Here is a 21,659-nt window from a genome sequence, read left to right as displayed (position 1 = left end):
CGTGTTTCCGCGATTAATTCAATGCGATGCTGCGCAAAACGTACTCTTGCCTGCGACGTGCCTGGAATCGATGAGGTCAAAAAACAACTCTACCAAACGTCGCATAATATATATTATGTTAAATTTTATAATGTGTGAATTCAAAGAGGTATAAGATGGAGCGCCTGAACCTGATCACGCTCCGTACCCCTGAACCAGGAGCGTTTCAGGTGAAAAACCAGATCCAGCGGCGCCTGAAAATCCTGCGTGTCATTGGCTAGGCGAAACCCGATGCCCGGAAACAATTCCTGATCGCTCACGCGGAGCTGAAACCGCAGATGCCCGTTGACGCCCAGGGGTTGCGCCAATTTGGCGCCGGACAAAAGAAAGGTCGGCTCTAGGTTGCCCTCGCCAAACGGCTGCAGCATCTGCAAGGCTCGTGCAAATTTTTTATTTAATAACGATTTATCATCAAGATAACAGTCAATCTCAATGCCGCGCACCTGGGCGAACACTGCGCTGTACAGCGCCACCTGACGGTTGAAGAGGTCGGCGAACGATTCCAGGCTGGCTTTGTCGATGGTGAGTCCGCCGGCCATGGCGTGACCGCCGAACTGCTCCAGCAGCGGCGCGCACTGCTCCAGCACCTGGAACAGGTGGACGCCGGTCACTGAACGTCCCGAACCTTTCAGGCGCGCCGTGCCGTCCCCTTCGTGCTCATCGGTGAAAATGATGGCGGGCCGATTGAAGCGCTCCGCAATTCTCGACGCTAGGATGCCGAGAACGCCGGGATGGCATTGGGCCTGATACACCGCCAATCCATCCCGGCCGGCGTTGATCTGTTGGGCGCACTGTTCTTCAATCGCTGCAAGCGACTGCTGTTCCAATTGTTTGCGCTCAGCGTTCATCCGCTCCAGTTCAGCGGCCAACTGCCCTGCCCTGTCCCGGTCCTCGGCCAGCAGCAACTCAACCCCCAGGCGGGGAAAGCCCAGACGTCCGGCGGCATTGATCCGCGGCGCGAGCTTGTACGCAATGTCTTCGGCCAGGATTTCCCGGTCGGCCAGGCTGCAACATTCGCACAAACATCGCAACCCTAGACGGTTCTGGGCCGACAGCACCTCCAGTCCGGCGCGAACCAGGATGCGGTTGACGCCGATAAGCGGCACCACGTCGGCCACCGTGCCCAGGGCCGTCAGGTCGAGATATTTTTTGAGATTGAGCGCTGCGGCCCCTGGCAAGCCCTGTTCGGCAAAGGCCTTGCGTAGCGCCATCACCAGGAAAAAGGCGACTCCAACCCCTGACAATTGGGCAAAGGGGAAACCGCAGTCCCGCTGCTTGGGATCGAGCACGGCCTCGGCCTCGGGAAGCACGGCTTGCGGTTCGTGGTGATCGGTGACAATCACCCGCAACCCCTGGCTCCGTGCGTAGGCAACTTCCTGCACCGCCGAAACGCCGCAGTCCACGGTAATCAGCACCCCTCCCCTTGCCCCGTCCGCCTGCGCCAGCAACCGGTTGATCGAGCTGACCGACAGGCCGTAGCGCTCTTCCAACCGATTGGGGATGTAAAAAACTGCGGATATGCCGATTTCTCTGAAAAAAGCGGTGAGCAAGGCGGTGGCGGTGATGCCGTCCACGTCGTAGTCGCCGTGGATGAAGATCGTTTGCCGCGTTTTCCAGGCCTCCAGGATGACCTCCGTTGCCTGGACCATGCCCTTCATTGTCGCCGGCGAAGGCAGCATCGACAACTGCGGGTAGAGAAACTCCTGGGCAGCGTCAAGGGTCTGCACGCCGCGATGATGCATGAGTTCGCCCAGTTGCGACGCAAGGCCGAACTCCCCGGCAATCATCTCGCCAAACCGCTTGGCCTGCGGACTGCCGGCCTGAGGGGGAAAAATATAGGTGGGTTGTATGGGCAGGGACACGGTGCTGGCCGATGCGTTAACGGATTTGGTGGAGAAATTGGGCGACGTCGGCAAGGGCTGCGTCGGCCTGGCCAATGTCCCGCCACTGGATGTTTGCAAGGCGGCGGAACCAGGTCAACTGGCGCTTGGCGTAGCGTCTGGTGTCTTGAACCAGGGCCTCGGTTGCGGTTTCTTTGTCCCAGACGCCGGCAATGCAGTTGCCCATGTGGCGGTAGCCGATGGACTGCATGGACGGCAGATGCCTCCCATACCCCATTGCAAGCAAGGATTCAACCTCTGCCTGAAAGGCGTCTTGCATGATGTTAAAAGAACGCATTTGTATCCGTTCGTACAGTAGCTCGCGCTCACAGGACAGCCCAAGCTGCAGCAGGTGCGGAAAACGATTGGGCAACGGATGCCGCGTCTGCCCCCGCAGATGTTCGGACCAGGGTACGCCGGTAGCCAGGAAGATTTCCAGGCCGCGCAGCAGTCGCTGGGTGTCGTTGAGATGAATCCGCGCCCCGCTCTCCGGATCGATCCGGCACAATTCCCGGTGCAGCGCTTCCCTGCCCTCGTCCTGCAACCGTTGCCGCAGGCTGTCGCGAATCTCAGCGCTTCCTTTAATTTCGTCAAATAACCCGTTGAGTAAGGCGGAAAGATACAGCCCGGTGCCGCCGGTGATCAAGGGGATGCAGCCCCGGGCACAAATAGCCGCAATCGCGGCCAGGGCGTCGGTCACAAATCGGGCCGCGTCATATTGCTCGTCCGGATCGACAATGTCAATCAGGTGATGCCTGACCCGCTGCCGTTCCTCAAGAGTTGCCTTGGCGGCGCCGATATCCATGTGGCGATAAACCTGGATCGAATCCATGGAGATGATCTCGCAGCCAAATTCGGCGGCCATGGTCAACGACAGCTCGGTCTTGCCGATGGCCGTGGGCCCTACCAGGACGACAACCGGCGACGTTATCGGCGCAAATTCGGACGTCATTGAAAGCTCACCATGGGCAGAAGGCGCTGCAAACTGTGCGGCCCGATGCCCGGCACGGCCAGCAGATCGTCGGGACCAGACAACCTTCCCCGCCGCTGCAGTTCGCGGTCAATGGCGGCGGCCAGATGCGGACCCACGCCCGGCAGCATGGCCAGGCTCTGCTGGTTGGCTCGATTGATCGGCAAGGGTTGGTTGAGAAACAGCGAAAGCCTCGCGGGAAAAGATTCCGGGACCTCCTGCAGCGGATCAAGCGGCAGGCTTTCGGTCCATTCCGCCAATTCCCCCTGGTCTACCTGGGTCGACGCGCCGCTGTCTTTGACCTTTGGCGCCTTTATAATCTGCCAGGAACTCCCTGCTTTTTCGGGCAGCAGCCCGTAGAAATAATCCTGTTCTGGCTCTGCCGTTGGCAGAAAATGGGGCGCCAGCGCCAGCAAGCCGAAAAGAAAAAGGACAAGCGTACGCTTGTCCTTGGAATGCACGGCCTCGTCCGGGGCGGGGTATGGCTCAGGAGTCGGTCTTTTCATCCTTCATCAGCTTGTAGTTAATGCTGTCCACCAGGGCCTGCCAACTGGCCTCAATGATATTGACCGAAACCCCGACCGTGCCCCAGCTGTTTTCCAGATCCTTGCTCTCCACCAGCACCCGCACCTTGGCGCCGGTGCCGTATTCGCCGGTGAGCACGCGCACCTTGTAATCGGTCAGCTCCATGTCTTCCAGGCTGGGGTAAAACCGGGTCAGAGCCTTGCGCAGCGCCCGATCCAGGGCGTTGACTGGGCCGTCGCCCATGGCGGCGGTGTGGACCTCGGCGCCGTCGACATAGAGCCGGATGGTGGCTTCGGTGATCGGCTGTTGGCCCATGTCGTACTTGTGGTTCATCACCCGGAAGGCCTCAAGCTGGAAAAACTGCCGTTGCAGCCCAAGCGCCTTGCGCATCAGCAACTCAAAGCTGGCCTCGGCCGCCTCGTACTGGTAGCCCTGATTTTCCAGTTCCTTCAACTCGGTGATGATCGAGGCCATCAAGGGGTCGTCCTGATCAATGTTGAGGCCGTATTTTTGCGCCTTCATCAGCACATTGGCTTTGCCGGACTGGTCGGAAATCAGCACCCGCCGGGCGTTGCCCACTTTTTCCGGGGCAATGTGCTCGTAGGTCATGGGGTTGCGCTGCACCGCGCTGACGTGGATTCCGCCCTTGTGGGCAAAGGCGGATTCGCCGACATAGGGCTGATAGCGGTTGTGCGGCAGGTTGGCCAGTTCGTTGACCATGCGCGCGGTGGTGTACAACTGGTCGATGCGTTTGCCGACCTTGCACTCCAGCCCCATCTTGAAAATCAGGGCCGGAATGATCGAGGTCAGGTTGGCGTTGCCGCAGCGCTCGCCAAAACCGTTGATCGTGCCCTGGATTTGGGTGGCGCCCAGGTGGACGCACATCAGGGCGTTGGCCACCGCAGTTTCCGAGTCGTTGTGCGAATGGATGCCGATTTTGACCTGGCTGTTCTGTTCGGCGCAGTATTGATGCACGCGCTCGATGATCGCCGGAATCTCATGCGGCAGGGCGCCGCCGTTGGTGTCGCACAGCACCAGGGTTTCGGCGCCGCCGGCAATCGCCTTCCCCAGGGTGGCCAGACAGTATTCCCGGTTGTTCTTGAATCCGTCGAAAAAATGCTCGGCGTCGTAAATCAGATGCTGCACCCTAGGGCGCAGATAGGCCAGCGAGTCTTCGATAATCTGCAGGTTGTCTTCCAGTGCGATGCGCAGGGCGTCGATTACATGGATGTCCCAGCTCTTGCCGAAGATGGTCACCGCCGGGGTTTTGGCGGCCAGCAGGGCCTGGATGTTGGCGTCCTGCTCGGGCGTTTTCTGGAAATGCCGGGTCGAGCCAAAGGCGGCCAGCTTGGCCTGTTTTAACTGCACGCCCTGCATCTGCTTGAAAAATTCGACCGCCAGCGGGTTGGAACCGGGCCAACCGCCCTCGATAAAATCAATGCCGATCCGGTCGAGTTGCCGGCAGACCTTGATTTTATCGTCCACCGAGAGATTGAAATTCTCGGCCTGGGAACCGTCCCGCAGGGTGGTGTCGTACAGTTCGATGACTCGGGTCATGGGGTTACTCTGCTTCTTCAAGCGGCATGTTTTCTTTGTCCAAGGCAAAAGCGTCGTGCAGCGCCCGGACCGCAAGTTCAGTGTATTTTTCGGCGATGATGCAGGAAACTTTAATTTCCGAGGTGGACACCATCATCATGTTGACGCCCTCTTTGGCCAGGATCTGGAACATGGTCGAGGCAATGCCGGGATGGTTGCGCATGCCGACGCCGACAATCGAAACCTTGGCAATGTCCTTGTCGCCGCTGACCGCCTCGGCGCTGATATCCACCGCCACTTTCTTCAAAATGTCCATGGCCCGGTCGTAATCGGCGCGCGGCACGGTGAAGGTCATGTCGGTCAGTTTGCCGTCGTGGGTGTTCTGGATGATCATGTCCACCAGAATGCCGGCATCGGAGATGGGCAGGAAGATCTTTGCCGCAATTCCAGGCTGATCCGGCACCTTTTTGATGGTGATTCGAGCTTCTTTCTTGCTGTAGGTAATGCCGGACACCAACATGGATTCCATGATTTTCTCCTCCTCGACGACCCAGGTCCCAATATTTTCAGAAAAAGTTGAACGGACATGCACAGGCACGCCAAATCGTTTTGCCAGCCCCACGGAACGGATGTCGAGCACCTTGGCGCCCAGACTGGCCAGTTCCAGCATCTCGTCGTAACTGATGCGGTCAATTTTCCGCGCCTGCGGGCAGATGTTGGGGTCGGTGGTGTACACGCCCTCAACGTCGGTGAAAATTTCGCAGGCGTCGGCCTGCATGGCGGCGGCCAGGGCCACGGCCGTGGTGTCGGAACCGCCCCGGCCCAGGGTGGTGATGTCGCCCCGGTCGGTCACGCCCTGAAACCCGGCAATGGTGACGATTTTGCCCTGATCGAGATAGGTGTTGATCAGGGTCGAGTCAATCGAGGAAATCCGGGCCTTGGTGTGCATGTTGTCGGTATGGATCGCCACCTGATCGCCCAGCAGAGAGACGGCGTCAAAACCGGCCTCTTTGACCGCCATGGCAAACAGGGCCACCGTGATCTGCTCGCCGGTGGCCAACAGCATATCCATCTCGCGAGGAGTGGGAATGCGCTGAATGGCGTTGGCAAGCCCGGTCAAACGATCGGTTTCGCCGGACATGGCCGACAGCACCACCACCATCCGGTTGCCCAGCTTGTGGTTGTTGATCACCCGCTGAGCCACGGCCTTGATTTTATCCGTGGAACCCACCGAGGTTCCGCCATATTTTTGAACAATGAGCGCCATGATCGTGTCCGCAAAAAGAAAAGAAGTTTGTGAGTTCGTGGAGCAACAACGGGCCGGTTGCCCAGCAACGACTCAGACCATCCTGCATCGGGATCTCGACGAGTTCCACGAGTTCCGGGTGAGAGCGAGGAAAAAACGAGCGGTCCATCCGTGGAAGTCCGCCCCAAAGCCGAATCCGGCAACCAAAAGCGGAGGATCGAATGTAAGACGTATTTTTAAATTTGCAACCTCAAACCATATTCTGTACATACGGGAACACTTTTATCACTCTCACGCAATGGTTGCCACATGCCCGACTCTGCCCTGCATATTGTTCTGGTTGAACCGGAAATACCGCCCAACACCGGGTCCATTGCCCGGCTGTGCGGGGCAACCGACACGGTGCTGGATCTGGTGCATCCGCTTGGCTTCCAGGTCGACGACAAGCATCTCAAACGGGCCGGGCTTGATTACTGGCCCCAGGTCCGAATCAACCACTGGGAGAATTTCGAGACCTTTCTGAGTGGTCAAGACGAGCGCTGCCTCTTTTTTTTGACCACAAAAACAACCCGATCCTATACAGAGGCGCGATTTGCTCCCGGTGACATGCTGATCTTTGGCAAGGAGACAAAAGGCTTGCCGGAAGACATTCTCACGCTGTATAGTGACCGCTGCCTGACGATCCCCATGAGCAATCCCCATATCCGCAGCCTCAATCTGGCGATGAGCGCGGGTATCGTGCTGTATGAAGCCCTGCGGCAAATCCGCCCATAAACAACATCACGTCCTCACACCATGTACGTTTGCACCCAAGGAGAAAAGAATGCCTGAGAGAATTTTTAATTTCAGTCCTGGTCCCGCTGTTCTGCCCTATTCCGTCCTCCAGGAGGCGGCGGTTGACATAGTCAATTTCAAAGGCAAAGGCATTGGCCTGATTGAACTGAGCCACCGTTCCAAGGAATTTATGGCCGTGGCCGACGAGACCGAGGCCCTGATCCGCGAGTTGATGGGCGTTCCCACCAATTACAAGGTGCTTTTTCTCCAGGGCGGCGCGTCTTCGCAGTTCTTCATGGTGCCGATGAATCTGTTGCAAGCCGGCCAGAAGGCCACCTACCTCAACACCGGTGTTTGGTCGAAAAAAGCGATCAAAGAAGCCAAGCTTTTCGGCCAGGTCGAAGTGGCCTATTCCAGCGAGGAAACCGGGTTCAAGCGGGTGCCGCGCGACGACGAATACACCGTGGCCCCGGACAGCGAGTATCTCTATTTTGTCAGCAACAACACCATCTACGGCACCCAGTTCCCCACCATGCCCAACAAGGAGGCGATGCTGATCGCCGACATGTCCTCGGACATCCTTGCCCGGCCGGTGGACGTCAGCAAGTTTGGTTTGATCTTTGCCGGCGCGCAGAAGAACATGGGGCCGGCCGGTGTGACCGTGGTGATCATCCGCGACGATCTGCTCGACCGGGTAGGCGACAAGGTGCCGACCATGCTCAAATACAAGACCCACGCCGAGAAGGACTCGATGTTCAACACCCCGCCCTGCTTCTCGATCTACTGCGTGGGTTTGGTGATGAAATGGCTCAAGCAGGTGGGCGGCGCCGCAGCCATGGAGAAACTCAACCGCGAAAAAGCGGCCCTGCTCTACGAGATGATTGACAGCACCGATTTTTATCGCGGCCACGCCGAGAAAGACTCCCGATCGACCATGAACGTGCCCTTCAACCTGCCCACCAAGGAACTGGAGGCCAAGTTCATTGGCGAGGCCACGGCCGCCGGTCTGGACGGGCTCAAGGGTCACCGCTCGGTGGGCGGTTGCCGCGCCTCGATCTACAACGCCTTTCCCAAAGAAGGCGTGGAGAAGTTGGTCTCGTTCATGACCGACTTTGCTAAGAATAACGGATAATCTGCCTATTGCGACTGCCCGCGACCGTTTCATCGCGGGCAGTCGCCCTGCTTTTGCCTGTGGATTACCAAGGCGAAATGATATGTGCTCTATGACATGTCAAGGAAATAGTTCTTTAAAAAGAATATTCTTTAACTGGCTCCAAGAGTAAGAGCTCTAACGCTTCGCTTCTCGGTTTGCGGTCAGCATGCGCCCTACCTCAAACCGGCCAGCTCTTTTCTCCGTTGTTAATTTACCGCATCACAGCACGCTGACCTGGCCACTGATTGCCCTTTCGGCCGCGTAGTTAAATTTGAGCCGTAATTAGCTGTTCGCCGTTATCATCCGGTAACATAGCAATCTCACCTGAGATCGCTTTTATCCTCGGCTTAAAAACAGCCTTCATTTTCGTCATATTCTTCAGCATCCAACTAAAGGCTGATGTCCAATTATTTTGATCTGTCATGTCGATCACAATAGACATCCGGATTCGAGAGTATTTCAGATCAGGTCTTTCTTCCCAGATAAGCTCCTCCTCAAATTCAGCATCAATTGCTAATTGATCTTGTTGAAGCAATCTGAACCAAGTTGCACGTTCTTTGTTATCAAGCTGTACATAAACCCATGCTTCATTTTTCGAGTACGTGACAATTAAAGTCGTATATGCTCTTCCGATTCCATAGCCCATCCAACTAGTGACTGCTGGCTTCGGTGGTTTGAATGCTGAATTATTTGCCGTTATGAATGTGCCGAACTGTTTCCAGAACTCAAACTGGAGCTCCTGCCATGGTGTCAGCGATGTTAAATGACTCGCCTCAGCGCTCTCTTTTATGGTTTTAGCCCATTCATTCGGCTTTGAAACGATATTGAATTTCGGTGCTGGTGGTGAATCACCGATTTTCCAAAGCTCTATTTCGATACCAAAGAAATGAAACTTATCATGGGTTATCCGGTTCAACCAATCAAGAGCCGCTCGATGTTCATCCGTAAATGTTTCTACAATCCATATCAGCGTCACCGCGTCAAGTCCAGCGGCGTAAGTGAACAGCTGACCGAGATGACTATGATCTGTCTTCGCGAACTGATTCTCTATCAAAACAAGAGTATTGTCGGCTGAATTCTTGCAAAGTATGTCAGCCCGAAATTGACCAACGTTTCTCTCCTGATCCAACACCTCAAGCTCAATGCCTATCGCGTCACCAAGGATACCAATATTATCTTCTGCCGCTAACCAAGGCGTAAAATCTGTGTCTTCACGTGGCCAATGTGCGCGAATGTTTGTCACTCTTTCAAGCAAGCCGAAAGTTGCAGCCATATCTACTTCTCCGGAACTAGAATTGATTTCAAAACTGCTTCAACACACGCAGTACGTCACCGCCACAAAACAACCTGTCTTCTGCTATCGATTGTGAATGGATGTTTCTCTAAGAAATTCATTCCGAGGCACTAACTCTTGCGGTACACGTTGTCTGAATGTATATACTCCGTAATATGTGATTCTCAAATGCTTATAGCGCTGCGACATAAGTGACACCTCCTAGAAAATCTGCCTTTGATCCGGTGAACTCACATCCGCTTCTACCACCCGAGCTTGTGGACTCGTTTGTGGAATTCAATATTCAAAGGTTGTATTTGGAGTGCCACAAAATGTCTTTCAAGATAGTCGATCGAAACTTCAACTCATTGTTTTTGTTGAATAATTATCAACACAGAGTAATTATTTTCAAGGAAATTATTCAATCTTTTGGATTACCAAGGCGACATCATCCGGCCCCCCAGCGAGGCCTTCTCTCTCATCCTCCAGGCAACCACGGGCTGTTCCCACAACCGCTGCACCTTCTGCGGGGCATACCTCGACAAACCTTTTCAGATCAAACCCTGGGCGCAGATTGAGGCCGACCTTGATTTTGCCGCCGCCTGGTGCGGCCGCCACACCACCTTGTTTCTCGCCGACGGCGACGCCCTGGGCCTGCCCGATGCGCTGCTGACCGCCCTGCTGAATCGCATCCGGGAAAAACTGCCCTGGATTCGCCGGGTCAGTTCGTATGCCTCCTGTCAGAACATCCAGGGCAAAGACGACCAACAACTGGCGCACTATAAAAGCCTTGGTCTCAGCCGGTTGTATATGGGCCTGGAGAGCGGCCATGATCCAACCCTTGCCGCCGTTGCCAAGGGCGTGGACAGCGAGGCCATGATTGTGGCCGGGCAGCGGGTGCGAGCCGCCGGAATCTTTCTTTCGGTCACCTGCCTGCTGGGGATTGCCGGCGTTGAACATTCCCAGGAACACGCACTGGCCACCGCTGCGGCGCTCAACCGGATGCAGCCGCATCAGATCGCGGTGCTCACCCTGATGGTGCTGCCCAACACGCCCCTGTACCGACAGATGCGCGCCGGGCGGTTTGCCTTGCCGGATCAGGCGCAGTTGTTCCTGGAACTGCGCAGCCTGTTGGCGGGTTTAGCCCCGTTCCGCTCCCAGTTCCACGCCAATCACGCCTCTAACTATTTTTCGCTCAGCGGCCGATTGCCCAAGGATCGCGACCGGATGTCGGCCACTATTGACCAGGCTCTGGCCGGCCTCGTGCCCCTGAAACCGGAGCCCCGCCGAGCGCTGTGATCAGCGCCGCGAACAGGTTTGGTTAAAAGATCAATACATCAAATTGTTAACAAGGAAAGTTGAATATACGCATGAATACGTTTCCGGCGCTCACTGATCTGAAGAACCTGACCCAAGAGCAACTGGTGCGCTTTGTCGAATCCCTGGGGCAGCCCTCTTTTCGCGGCCGCCAGATTCTGGCCTGGATTTACCGGCCTGGGGTCACTGAGTTTGACCAGATGACCGATCTGGCCAAGGAATTTCGCGCCATCCTGGCCCAATCCGCCACCATGAGCCGCTTTGACGACTCCATGGTGCAGTGCTCGCGCGACGGCGCGGTGAAATTCGCCTTTCGCCTTGACGACGGCGAGGTCATTGAATCGGTGCTGATTCCCGAGGAAGACCGCAACACCCTCTGCGTTTCCTCCCAGGTGGGCTGCGCCATGGGCTGCACTTTTTGCCTGACCGGGGCCATGGGCTTTCGCCGCAATCTGACCACCGCAGAGATCGTCAACCAGGTCTGCGCGGTCCGGGATTGGGCGCTGGCCCACGACAAAGGGCCGCTGACCAACATCGTGTTCATGGGCATGGGCGAACCGCTGGCCAACTTCGACAATCTGCTCGACGCCATATCCATCTTCACCGAGCAGCGCGGGCTTGACTTTTCCAACCGCCGGATCACGGTGTCCACCTGCGGCCTAGTGCCCCAGATGCGGCAGTTGGGCGACGAGACCGACGTCAACCTTGCGGTTTCGCTGCATGCCGCCGACGACGCGGTCCGCACCAGTCTGATGCCGATCAACAAACGCTATCCCATAGCCGAACTGATCGAGACCTGCCGCACCTACCGCCAGAAGCGGCGCAAGCGGATCATGTTTGAATACACCCTGCTGGAAGGCGTCAACGACACCGATGCGGATGCGGTGCAACTGGCGAATTTACTGCGCGACGTTCCTTGCAAAATCAACCTGTTGGCGGTCAATCCGGGTGGCGGCGACCGTTTTCGCAGCCCCGGCGAACAACGCGTGCTCCGCTTTCAGAAGATCCTGCGCGACCGCGAATTCACAGTGTTTATCCGCACCAGTCGGGGCGAGGACATTGCAGCAGCCTGCGGTCAATTGGCCGGCCAGGGATGGGATGCGAAAAAGGCAACAATGTTAGGGGGAGCGCCGACAGACGGCGAGGCTGCATAACGGGCGGCTGTTTCCGGCCCGGCGCAACGATAAATAACAAACAAGGTGGGAATCGGTCGAAAACCGAGGCTGGGCGTTATTCCGCTGCTGCGGTTTTGCCCTCTTTGGCGAAACTGCCGAAGGTGAACACGCCCTCTCCGGCTTGCACCCGGCTGAGCAGCGAGTTGTAGTCTTCATCCGAGGTGCTCATACCCCCTTTGCCCCAGGTGTATGAGCCGCCGATGCGGTCGCCCTCGTTAAAAAAGAGCAGGCCGCCCTCGTTTTTCTTGGCAAGTTGCACATCGATAAATCCGGAAAATTGTTTCATTCGCAAGCGAAAAATCAAGTCGGGCAAGGGGATTTCAGTGGAGCGCAGGGCTGATTTGGCGCGTTGAAACGGCGGCATCTGGGCCCAGAAAAAAATGGCGTGGGGGTCGAGCTGGTACACTTTGGCCGCAAAGCTGCCGCCGTAAAAGGCCCCCCGAACCAGTTCATAGGCCGGGGCAAAATGGGCGGCGGCGCCCTTTTCCTGCAACAGACTGCTGATCACCTCCTGCTCACTGAAAAAAATGAACATCTCCAGGTTGGGCGAGGCGCAGTATACGCCGCCGGAACCAATTTCCCCCTGCAGGTGTTCAATGAATTTCTCGAGATGCAGGTAATAACTGTTGAGACCTTCCAGATAAGGCCTTTCCCGTGGAATGAGCATGGAACCGGATTACGCCGCGTGGTTCAGTAGAAAGGACAGGGAAGACGCGCGCGCCGGCAACAGGGCCATGCTGAACCGGCGACGCTTGACGCGGTGCATCACGAATTGCCGTCCTTGAAACCGGGCGAAGCGTGTCCGGGAGCGTCCTGTTGCGGCGACGGATTCTTGATCACCACGATGATGTGACCGCATTCCTGGCAGGAAAAACGTGCTTTCGGTCCCTTCATTTTGGATTCGTCGATATTGTATTTTTTTGAGCATTCCTCGCAGATAGCCAGCATTGCCTCTCTCCCGGTTGCAGTAACTCCGTCAATATGCAGAGAACGCGGTCGTCCCGCGCCCTCCGCCTTGCTCTGTTATAGGGTTTTCTCGGCTATCGGTCAAATTAATTTTTAACAAATCAAGAAGTTGTCGGCTTGCAACCTGCCGGCGCCACAGAGAAAAGCTGGGAGGCCAGAGCAGGCGCAGACCCTCCGTCTCAACCATCGGAAAACAGCGTCTGGCCAGCCCCCCTGCCCGCACCTTATTTGTGCAGTTTTCGCAAGAGCCAGGCCATGTTTTTGCCCAAATCACACATCACGTTAAGGCCTTCCTTGTCGTCCGCCACCTCTCCCTTTTCCCTGCCAAAACCGATGTTCCAGTAGGACGAGCCAACAATGATCATCTGGCCGATGGTGAAAAAATGGTTCATCGTGTCAAAGGCGTGGATGCCGCCGCCCCGCCGCTGGGTGACGATGGCGGCGCCCAGTTTGCGTTTGAACATGTCGCCGTTGGCGCGCGAGGTCATGCCGGCGCGGTCGATTAAGGCCTTCATTTCGGTCGAGACGTCGGCGAAATAGGTGGGCGAGGCGAGAACAATCGCATCGGCGGCCAGCATTTTTTCGATGCAGTTGTTGATGCAGTCGAGGTCGACAATGCAGCGGCCGTTCTTGTTCTTGAAACACTGGTAACAGGCAATGCAGCCGTGGGGATGTTCGCCCGCCAACTGCACCATCTCGGTCTCAACGCCCTCTTTTTCCAGCTCTTTGAACAGGGCGGCGATCATCATGGCGGTATTGCCGTTTTTCCGGGCGCTTCCATTAAAGGCTACAACTTTCATTTCACACCTCCTGACGAGTTGATACAGAACGCGACGGCTGCGCGCTCACCAAAATCCTTCAGCGTTTGGGTCGGCTGCGCTCAGGAGCGTTGCTCGGAAAACGCCAGACGAATGCCTAAACCAATAAACAGCGAGCCCAACAGGCGATCAAGCCACACCGACGCCCTGGGACGGCGGCGTAAATATTCGGTGGTTCGGGCGGCGACACAGACAAAGGTCGAGTCCACCGCCACTGCAACCACGATCACCAGCACGCCGAGTTGCAACAACTGCAGCGAGGCGCTGCCGTGACCGGGACGCACAAACTGGGGCAGAAAGGCCATGAAAAAGATGGCCACCTTGGGGTTGAGCACATCGACCAACACCCCTTGGCGAAAGGCCTGCCAGGGTTTGACAACGGCAATTTTGCGCTCGGAGGTCTGCAGCGCCGAGCCCTTGGCTCGCAAGGCCTGGACGCCAAGATAGACCAGATAGGCGGCGCCGACGTACTTCACTACGCTGAAGGCGGCGGCTGAAGTGGCCAAAAGCGCTGAAAGCCCGACAGAGGCGGCGGCAACATGGACCAATGCCCCGGTCGAGACGCCGGCGGCCGACGCCAGGCCCACCCTGGTTCCCTGGGCGACCGTGCGCGACAGGACGTACATCAGATCCGGGCCGGGCGAAAGATTTAAGGCCAGGGCGGTAGTGAAAAAAACAAGCCAATACGAAAAATCGTCCATCATTTTTTCCTCAATACAGACCTGCATGCGTGCGTCTGCTGCAAAAATACATCAAAAATTCCACTATGGCGCTTCCAAGGGACGAATGGCGCCAATCCAGGGCTCATAGCGGCTGCCGTAGAGCAACTCCACCTGATAACGCGGCGGTTTGCCTTCGCCCTGGGACGGCTTGTCCTGCTGGATGATTTGTTCAAGCGCCAGACGATGTTCCAGGGGCACATGCACCTCGTCAACGCTGATTGCGTCAATCTGCCCGGTCGCCCATGCCCGACCGTTTTCGTTGCGGTAGGCCAGCTTGACCACCCCGCGGGCGACAATGAAGCGGGTGGCGTCGCTGTAGCTTTCCCTGAGGCGCTGGGGATCGGTTCCGGCGTCGACGACAAACAACCGCGATTGCGAGAGTTCTTCCATCCGCAGCCTCCTTTTCGCCTGTTGCCGCGCCGATTGCAAGCCTTTATCGGCTGGATTTAGCCGCAGGGCCTCTTCCTCTTTTTCCACCGCCCGTTCCGCCCGCCTGAGCGCATTGTGATACGCGCCGCCGTTGTACTCAAGCACAAGAAAGACCTCGCGCGACAGCGCCGCTCTATCCCGCTGCTCCTCGGTGGGCACGGCATCGGCAAATTGAAATCCCAGTTCCTCCAATTTCTTGCTGCTGAGCCAGGAAGGTTTGCCGTCGTTGACCTCGTTTTCCTCCCTGGCCAACGTCCGCCAGACCAGCCGCAGCTCAACGCCGCTGTTTTCCTGGGCCAACCAGCTAATTTTGGGCAGCTCCCGTTCCGTCAGCCACAAGTGGGCGTCGGTTTGGCCCTGTCGGTTGTCGGCCACCCGTGAGAGCACCGTGTAGTTGACCACCGCCAGGAGGATGCATCCGGCGGCAAAGAGCAGGCGGGCAACCCAGGTCTGGTTCATGCCGGCGCCTCCGCTTTGCGCTGGATGGACACTGTGCGCATTCTTTTGAGAATCAGCAGCATCAGGATCGCCGTCAGGCCGATAATCAGGAAAAACTGATATTTGGGCATCCACTCCCACCACCAGTCATAGAATTTGGTGTACAGAAAAAGGGTGAAAAAGGTGTTGCCGGCATTGACCACCTCGGGCCAGCCTCTGCCGACGCCGAGTGCGATTGCGGCCGCGCTGACGACAAAGCCGGCTGTCTGATACAAGGCCTCGACGTTTTCCTTGGGCCAATCAAGATAACTGACGCTGCCCCAATTGCTGAGCAGCAGCGCTGGCAGAAAAAAAAGCAGCAGGGCAAACACCCGGTACAGCGCGGCAAAGCCGGTGTATCGTCGATGCGGGAGCAGCGCAATGAGAAACAGCAGCACTGCGGCGGGAAAAAAATTCTCTGGGCGTTCGCCAAAGGAAATCCAGTAGCACCCCCTCCAGGTCGCGGCCTGGGCGGAAAGAAAGGCGGAAAAGCTGAGAATGCCCCAGGCCAGCAACAGACGAGAGTCGACTGCATAGGCGAGGATAAAGGCGAAGACCGCCCAGAGAAGAAAGGCCCCGGATGAGGGCGTGATGTTGAAAATCTGGCCGAGCATGGAGAGGTTGAGCACAAAACAGACCAGGCTCAACAGCCCAAAAAGCTTGGCCAAATACCCTGATTTCTCCCACCGTGCCGCGCCCAGGGTGAACAGCAAGCCGACAAACGGCATGGCCACCAGAATGGATACCTGGGTTTTGACGGCAAGGCCGCCCCAGTACTGAAAATAGAAAAAGAAGACGCTGGCCGCCAAGGCCATGGAACCCAGGAAAGAGGTGATCCGCATCCCCAGGCTGAGTTGCTTTTCCTTGCTGGTGACGTCGACGTCAAAGCCGGCGGCCAGTTGGTTGAGCATCTGCTCGTGATACCGGCGCACCTCGGCGTGTTGCTCGGGCTCCAGGGCCACGACCTGCTCCTGTTCGATGATGTCCAACTCGGCGCGGAAGGCTCCAATCTGATCGGCCCGCTGTTGCGCCTCGGCTTTTGATCGTATTTGCATGATATTTTCCCTTACTTGATTTTAGCCAAACCCGCCAGAGGCGACGACTGTTTCGCTTGAAATTCCACGACAGGGCCGCAATCCTTGCTTCGGGGGTGCTGGTTTGCTAAATTCAATTTGAGTAGAAATAATTTTCAGGTCGATTCCGATGGTTGCTTACAGCGTGCCGTCATCAACCTGCACACTGGAAGGCCCTCCTCTGGCGGGCGTTTCTTTCCCTCCAGAATAACACCACGGATTTCTCATGCGAACAGCCCTAGCTCTCCTGGCGGCGCTCCTGGCCATCGGCGCGGGAATGATCCCCTACCCTCACAGTCCAATCAACGGCATCCTGGCCGGAGTGATCGTCTATCTGCTGCTGGAGTTTTTTGCCCTGCGCCGCCGGATCAGCAAGCTGGAACAGGCTGTGTCGCAACAAGCCAAGGAACAGCGCAGTGCCGCGCCGCCGTCTCCGGTTCTTGACTTTGATTGGGAACCGGAAGCCGTCGAAGCCTCGCGCAGCGAAGAGCCCTGGACGCAAACGCAGACGCCGGAACCTGCGGCGCCGTTTGCCCAATCTGCTCCGCCTGCGCCCCCCTTGCAGGCGACAACCGGGGCAGCGGCGCAAGATCGGCAAGCCTCACCACGGCCGCAAGACGCTGGCGGCACATTGGCCCGCCTGACGGCGCCGTTGATCAACTTCTTCACCAGCGGCAATCCGATCCTCAAAATTGGCGTGGTGGTGCTGTTTTTCGGCGTCGCCTTTCTCCTCAAATACGCGGCCCAGCGCAACCTCATCCCCATTGAGCTGCGGCTGTTGGCGGTGGTCTGCGGCGGGCTGGCTCTGCTGGTCGCCGGCTGGAAGCTGCGGCGCAAACACGCCGTGTACGGCCTGGGGCTGGAAGGCGGCGGCATCGGTATTCTCTATCTGACAGTCTACGCCGCAGCCAAGCTCTATTATCTCCTGCCCATGCCGCTGGCCCTGGCAGTGATGATCGGTCTGGTTGGCCTGTCCTGCGCCCTGGCGGTGCTGCAGGACGCCAAGGGGCTGGCGGTTTCCGGGACCATCGGCGGCTTTCTCGCTCCGGTGTTAATGTCGACCGGCGCCGGTAGTCACGTGATGCTCTTTTCCTACTACGCCCTGCTCAACAGCGGCATCCTCGGCATTGCCTGGTTCAAGTCCTGGCGCGAACTCAACCTGGTCGGGTTTCTGTTCACGTTCAGCATTGTCGGGCTGTGGGGCGCCTCGGCCTATAGCCCGCAACATTTTGCCACTGCCGAGCCCTTTCTGATCCTCTTTTTCCTGATGTACTGTTTGATCTCGGTGCTGTTTGCCCATCGCCAGCCCCTGCGGCTGCGCGGTTTCATCGACGGGCCGCTGGTCTTTGGCCTGCCGATTGTCGCCAGCGGCCTTCAGGCGTATCTGGTGCGCGACGTGCCCTACGGCATGGGCCTCAGCGCCCTGGTCCTTGGCTTTTGGTACATTGGCTTGGCCCGGTTGTTGTGGAACCGGATGGCCGACGAGATGCGGCTGCTCACCGAAGCCTTCCTGGCCCTGGGCGTGGTCTTTGCCAGTCTGGCCATTCCGCTCAGTCTGGACCCGCACTGGACCACCGCCGCCTGGGCCCTGGAGGGCGCGGCCATGGTCTGGGTGGGCGTGCGCCAGAATCGCCCTGCGGCCCGCGTCTTTGGCCTCCTGCTGCAAGCCGGGGCTGCGGTTCCCTTTCTGGACCATGTCTATCTGCCACCGGAGAGCCTGTTGTTTGCCAACCGGGCCTTCCTTGGCAGCGCCCTGATTGGGGTGGGCGCGCTCTTTTCCAGCTTCTGGCTGGATTGCAATCGCGATCAGGCGCGGCGCTGGGAAACCGCCCTGCCGCAGTTGTTGCTCGCCTGGGGCCTGATCTGGTGGCACGGCGGCGGCTATCGGGATCTGGAACGCCACCTCGAGTGGCAGGCGCAACCGCCCGCCTTTCTTCTCTACGCCTGCGCGACCGCAATCTGCCTCGGCCTGCTGGTTCATCGCTTTGCCTGGCGGAGGCTCACCACCGCCCTGCTGATTCTTTTGCCGATCATGTACTTCAGCCTGGCTGCTCAAACGGTGGGTTGGAACAGCGGCCCGGTGTTGATCGGGGTCGGCTGGCTGGCCTGGCCGCTGGCTTTTGCGCTGCAGTATGCGCTGCTCGCCCGCTTTGAGACGCAACTGCCGCAACAGGCCCTGCCGTTGTGGCACAGCCTCAGTTTCTGGCTGCTGATTCTGACCGTCACCGTGGAAATCGCCTGGCGAGTAGGGCGGATTGCCGGACTCACCGAGGCCTGGTCGCTTGCCTGCTGGGGACTTGCGCCCACGGCGCTGCTGTTTGCCCTGGAATTTCGCGGCGACCGGCTGCGCTGGCCCGTGGCTCGCTTTGCCGCAACCTATCACGGCGTGGCCACCGACCTGCCGCTGCTGGCGCTGCTGTTGTGGTGTTTCGCCTCGTTTGCCGTTGCCGGCGATCCGGCGCCCTTGCCCTACATTCCGATATTGAATCCCCTGGAGTTGATCGAACTGGCCATCCTGCTGCTGGCGGCAATCCGCGTCGTTCGCACCATGCGTCGTCCGGCAACCGGACCAGTCAAAACCGGCCGCGCCATCCTGACTGCAGCGCTGCTGTTTGCCTGGATGAACGTGGTCGTCGGCCGTAGCGTCCATTTTTTCACCGGCACGTGGTACAGCATGGACCAGCTTTTTAACTCAACCATTTTCCAGGCGGCCATTGCCGCGCTCTGGTCGGTGCTGGCCCTGGCCCTGACCATCTGGGGGGCCAGAAAACAGCAGCGGAGAATCTGGCTGGTTGGCGCGGCCCTGCTCGCCCTGGTGGTCGCAAAACTCTTTCTCATTGACCTCTCGGGGACCGGGGCCATTGGCCGCATCGTCTCCTTCCTGGTGGTGGGCCTGCTGATGCTTATCATCGGTTTTTTTGCGCCTCTGCCGCCCCAATCCGAGGAATCCGCCCGATGAAATCCTGCATTCTGATTCTGCTTTCGCTCCTCGGCGGCATTCACACCGCGGCCGCCGCCCCGCTCGTCCCTGGCGACTTTGCCTATGGCTGCGCCCTGCCCGCGACCAGCGGCGCAGGCGTTTACCGCGCGTCGCTGCCGCTTGCGGTCTATGAAAAGACGCTGCGCGCCGATCTTGGCGATCTGCGGGTTTTCAACGCCGCCGGCGAGATGGTCCCCCATGCGGTCCGGCGCATCGCCGAGGAACGCAAGGAAACCAGCACTTCCCTGCCCTTTTTTCCCCTGCCCGGAGCGCGGCGGCCGCTGACAGCCGATCTTTCCCTACGGGTGATCCGGTCCGCAGAGGGCGCGGTGGTCACGGTGGACGCGACGGAAAACATTGGCCAGGAACCGCTGCCCGCCTCCTACCTGCTCGACCTCTCCGGCCTCGCTGTTCCGCCGACGGAACTGGAACTGCAATGGGACGGCCCCTCCGGCCTCTTTGCCGTTTCCCTGACCCACAGCAGCGATCTGGCCCACTGGTCGCTGCTGGTCGACAAGGCGGTGCTGGCCGATCTCAGCGCCAACGGCGGCGCCGTCACCGCCCGCCGCATCGCCCTGCCCAGGGCTGCGCTGCCCTATGTCCGCCTCGACTGCCTCGATTGCGCCGATCACAAAAAGCCCCTGCAACTCCGCGCAGCGACCGCCCTTTCCGGAACCGCGCCCGCCCCGGACCAGTGGCAATGGCTGCGGCTGCCAGCCGCCCAGGTGAGCGAGCAAGCGGGGCAACGAACCATTGAGTACCGCATGCCCGCCAAGGCGCCGGTCACCGCCGTGCAACTCGGATTTCCGGCGGCTAACTCCCTGGTGCGGGCGTTGATCGAATCGCGGTCGACCAGCTCCGATTCCTGGCGTCCGGTAACCCGCGCCGATTTTTACCGCCTCGATCTGCACGACAAATCGCTGGTCAACCCGATGGCCCACTGCGCCCCCAACCAGGATCCGCTCTGGCGAATCAGCGTCAGCGCCGACGCTGCAGCTGGCCAGACGCCGCAGCTTGAACTGGGCTGGCGGCCGGAGGAATTGATCTTCCTTGGTCGTGGCGCCGGCCCCTATACCTTGGCGTTTGGCAACGCTGCGATGACCGAGCCGCAAAGCGCCTCAACCACCATCCCAAATGCCCAGGAAACCCTGGTGCTGGCGGCTCTGCGCGACACCCAATCCGAATCGTTGATCCAACGGGTCGAACCCGGCCCGGTGCAGACCCTCGGCGGCGAACAGGCTCTGAAACCGCGCCTTTCCGCCGCATCTTGGAAAAAATTGCTGCTCTGGGCGGCGCTGATCGCCGGCGTGGTTCTGCTGGCCTTGATGACCCGGACCATGTACCGGGAGATGCGGGCCAAACAATCCTGAAGCGCACCCGCCAACCCACTCCACAACCTTTGCGAGTCGAGTCTATGCAACCCATCAAAATTCGCCGTCTGTTCCGCCTGTGTGTCCTCGGGATGCTGTTTGCTGCAGCCTCGCTCAAACCGTGTCAGGCCGCTGAAACCATCATTCTGGTCAGTTCGCAGGAAACCAAAGATTCCTTGTACGGCAAATGGTTGGACTTGATCTATACCGAAGCCTTTCGACGGCTTGGCTATGCCTTTCAATACCAGGGCCACCCGGGTGGCCGCGCGCCGGTTCTGGCCGAAAACGGCGCAGTGGATGGAGAGATCCACCGCCCGGATGATTATGGGAAGATCGCCAAAAATCTGCTGAGGGTGGAAGAACCGAGTTTTTCGCTCTCGTATGTCGCCTATGCCGCCAAACCCGGGATCGCTTTGCAGGGATGGGAAAGTCTGAAAAACACCGACTATGCGGTCGAGTACCGGCGAGGGGCCAAGGTCCCCGAAGCCGCCTTGCCGGCCGTCGTCAAACCGGAAAAATTATCCGCCATCGCGACAGCGGAGCAGGGGCTGGAAAAGCTTATCTTGGGCCGCACGGACATTTATATCGAACAGGAAGCTGTCGCACTGGAAACACTCAAGAAATTAGACACAGGCGTATTTGATGCCTCCTCCCTGTATCAGGCGGGGGTCATGTATACCGGTTACAGCTATGTCTATTTGCATAAAAAACACGCCGCGCTTGTTCCCCAGGTCGCTGAAGTCCTGAAAACCATGAAACAAGAAGGCGTCATTGAACGCTATAAACAACTCGCCCTGGAAAAGTGACCATCCGCCCAGCGACACAATCGATTGCAACGGCTTGTCGGGCGCGCAAAACTCCGGCCCCTTGAAAATGATCAAAATGATCAGCCGCATCCCGGCAAATGCACCCGCCAGGCACGGGAAGGCTCGACAT

General features: G+C 58.3%; 19 protein-coding genes. 7 read left to right on the top strand and 12 right to left on the bottom strand.

Annotated features, from left to right (window positions below; translation table 11 throughout):
- Positions 1-140: 140 nt before the first annotated feature.
- The 5 genes from recJ to RCH93_RS04805 are packed head-to-tail and all read right to left on the bottom strand — an operon-like array spanning position 141 to position 6,217.
- Positions 141-1,955 carry a single-stranded-DNA-specific exonuclease RecJ gene (gene recJ / locus RCH93_RS04825; RefSeq protein ID WP_306547189.1) on the bottom strand — a complete coding sequence of 605 codons (1,815 nt, stop codon included), beginning with the start codon at positions 1,953-1,955 and terminating at the stop codon, positions 141-143.
- The gene (miaA, locus tag RCH93_RS04820; protein ID WP_306547188.1) at positions 1,918-2,871 is read right to left on the bottom strand and encodes a tRNA (adenosine(37)-N6)-dimethylallyltransferase MiaA; all 954 of its coding nucleotides are present in this window, start codon (positions 2,869-2,871) and stop codon (positions 1,918-1,920) included. The genes recJ and miaA overlap by 38 nt, the downstream gene beginning before the upstream one ends.
- Positions 2,868-3,395 carry a helix-hairpin-helix domain-containing protein gene (locus RCH93_RS04815; protein ID WP_306547187.1) on the bottom strand — a complete coding sequence of 176 codons (528 nt, stop codon included), beginning with the start codon at positions 3,393-3,395 and terminating at the stop codon, positions 2,868-2,870. Before RCH93_RS04815 ends, miaA begins: the two co-directional genes overlap by 4 nt.
- Entirely contained in the window at positions 3,376-4,971 is a 1,596-nt protein-coding gene (gene cimA / locus RCH93_RS04810) for a citramalate synthase (protein WP_306547186.1), read from the bottom strand. Before cimA ends, RCH93_RS04815 begins: the two co-directional genes overlap by 20 nt.
- Before the next feature lie 4 nt (positions 4,972-4,975).
- Complete coding sequence (locus tag RCH93_RS04805; protein ID WP_306547184.1) at positions 4,976-6,217, bottom strand: aspartate kinase; 1,242 nt, start codon at positions 6,215-6,217, stop codon at positions 4,976-4,978.
- A 288-nt stretch (positions 6,218-6,505) separates the two neighbouring features.
- Here RCH93_RS04805 and RCH93_RS04800 point away from each other — a divergent pair, with 288 nt between their 5' ends.
- Positions 6,506-6,970 carry a tRNA (cytidine(34)-2'-O)-methyltransferase gene (locus RCH93_RS04800; RefSeq protein ID WP_306547183.1) on the top strand — a complete coding sequence of 155 codons (465 nt, stop codon included), beginning with the start codon at positions 6,506-6,508 and terminating at the stop codon, positions 6,968-6,970.
- 49 nt (positions 6,971-7,019) lie between these two features.
- The gene (gene serC, locus RCH93_RS04795) at positions 7,020-8,102 is read left to right on the top strand and encodes a 3-phosphoserine/phosphohydroxythreonine transaminase (protein WP_306547182.1); all 1,083 of its coding nucleotides are present in this window, start codon (positions 7,020-7,022) and stop codon (positions 8,100-8,102) included.
- Positions 8,103-8,388: 286 nt separating this feature from the next.
- Here serC and RCH93_RS04790 read toward each other — a convergent pair whose 3' ends face one another.
- Entirely contained in the window at positions 8,389-9,396 is a 1,008-nt protein-coding gene (locus RCH93_RS04790; RefSeq protein WP_306547181.1) for a DUF4268 domain-containing protein, read from the bottom strand.
- 429 nt (positions 9,397-9,825) lie between these two features.
- Here RCH93_RS04790 and RCH93_RS04785 point away from each other — a divergent pair, with 429 nt between their 5' ends.
- Both RCH93_RS04785 and rlmN read left to right on the top strand, forming a co-directional pair.
- Positions 9,826-10,695, top strand: a complete 870-nt coding sequence (locus tag RCH93_RS04785; protein WP_306547180.1) for a radical SAM protein — start codon at positions 9,826-9,828, stop codon at positions 10,693-10,695.
- A gap of 71 nt (positions 10,696-10,766) precedes the next feature.
- The gene (rlmN, locus tag RCH93_RS04780) at positions 10,767-11,867 is read left to right on the top strand and encodes a 23S rRNA (adenine(2503)-C(2))-methyltransferase RlmN (RefSeq protein WP_306547179.1); all 1,101 of its coding nucleotides are present in this window, start codon (positions 10,767-10,769) and stop codon (positions 11,865-11,867) included.
- A 76-nt stretch (positions 11,868-11,943) separates the two neighbouring features.
- Here rlmN and RCH93_RS04775 read toward each other — a convergent pair whose 3' ends face one another.
- The 6 genes from RCH93_RS04775 to RCH93_RS04750 form a co-directional block, all read right to left on the bottom strand.
- Positions 11,944-12,555 carry a hypothetical protein gene (locus RCH93_RS04775; protein ID WP_306547178.1) on the bottom strand — a complete coding sequence of 204 codons (612 nt, stop codon included), beginning with the start codon at positions 12,553-12,555 and terminating at the stop codon, positions 11,944-11,946.
- 98 nt (positions 12,556-12,653) lie between these two features.
- Positions 12,654-12,836, bottom strand: a complete 183-nt coding sequence (locus RCH93_RS04770) for a zinc-ribbon domain-containing protein (protein WP_306547177.1) — start codon at positions 12,834-12,836, stop codon at positions 12,654-12,656.
- A 242-nt stretch (positions 12,837-13,078) separates the two neighbouring features.
- Complete coding sequence (locus RCH93_RS04765; protein ID WP_306547176.1) at positions 13,079-13,654, bottom strand: flavodoxin family protein; 576 nt, start codon at positions 13,652-13,654, stop codon at positions 13,079-13,081.
- Positions 13,655-13,734: 80 nt separating this feature from the next.
- Positions 13,735-14,373, bottom strand: coding sequence for a LysE family translocator (locus tag RCH93_RS04760; RefSeq protein WP_373693257.1), 639 nt, complete (start codon positions 14,371-14,373; stop codon positions 13,735-13,737).
- Positions 14,374-14,436: 63 nt separating this feature from the next.
- On the bottom strand, positions 14,437-15,282 hold the full coding sequence (locus RCH93_RS04755; protein WP_306547174.1) for a DUF4824 family protein: 846 nt from the start codon (positions 15,280-15,282) through the stop codon (positions 14,437-14,439).
- Positions 15,279-16,355, bottom strand: coding sequence for a DUF2157 domain-containing protein (locus RCH93_RS04750; protein WP_306547173.1), 1,077 nt, complete (start codon positions 16,353-16,355; stop codon positions 15,279-15,281). Before RCH93_RS04750 ends, RCH93_RS04755 begins: the two co-directional genes overlap by 4 nt.
- 244 nt (positions 16,356-16,599) lie before the next feature.
- Here RCH93_RS04750 and RCH93_RS04745 point away from each other — a divergent pair, with 244 nt between their 5' ends.
- The 3 genes from RCH93_RS04745 to RCH93_RS04735 are packed head-to-tail and all read left to right on the top strand — an operon-like array spanning position 16,600 to position 21,529.
- Positions 16,600-19,332, top strand: a complete 2,733-nt coding sequence (locus RCH93_RS04745) for a DUF2339 domain-containing protein (RefSeq protein ID WP_306547172.1) — start codon at positions 16,600-16,602, stop codon at positions 19,330-19,332.
- The gene (locus RCH93_RS04740; RefSeq protein ID WP_306547171.1) at positions 19,329-20,723 is read left to right on the top strand and encodes a DUF3999 domain-containing protein; all 1,395 of its coding nucleotides are present in this window, start codon (positions 19,329-19,331) and stop codon (positions 20,721-20,723) included. Before RCH93_RS04745 ends, RCH93_RS04740 begins: the two co-directional genes overlap by 4 nt.
- Positions 20,621-21,529: a hypothetical protein gene (locus RCH93_RS04735; protein WP_306547170.1), complete on the top strand. Its 909-nt coding sequence runs from the start codon at positions 20,621-20,623 to the stop codon at positions 21,527-21,529. The genes RCH93_RS04740 and RCH93_RS04735 overlap by 103 nt, the downstream gene beginning before the upstream one ends.
- Positions 21,530-21,659 lie beyond the last annotated feature (130 nt).

The sequence above is a fragment of the Desulfobulbus sp. genome (genome assembly GCF_030824455.1).
Lineage (GTDB): Bacteria > Desulfobacterota > Desulfobulbia > Desulfobulbales > Desulfobulbaceae > Desulfobulbus.
The sequence above is the reverse complement of the archived record's forward strand: the minus strand, read 5'-3'. Positions and strand labels throughout refer to the sequence as shown.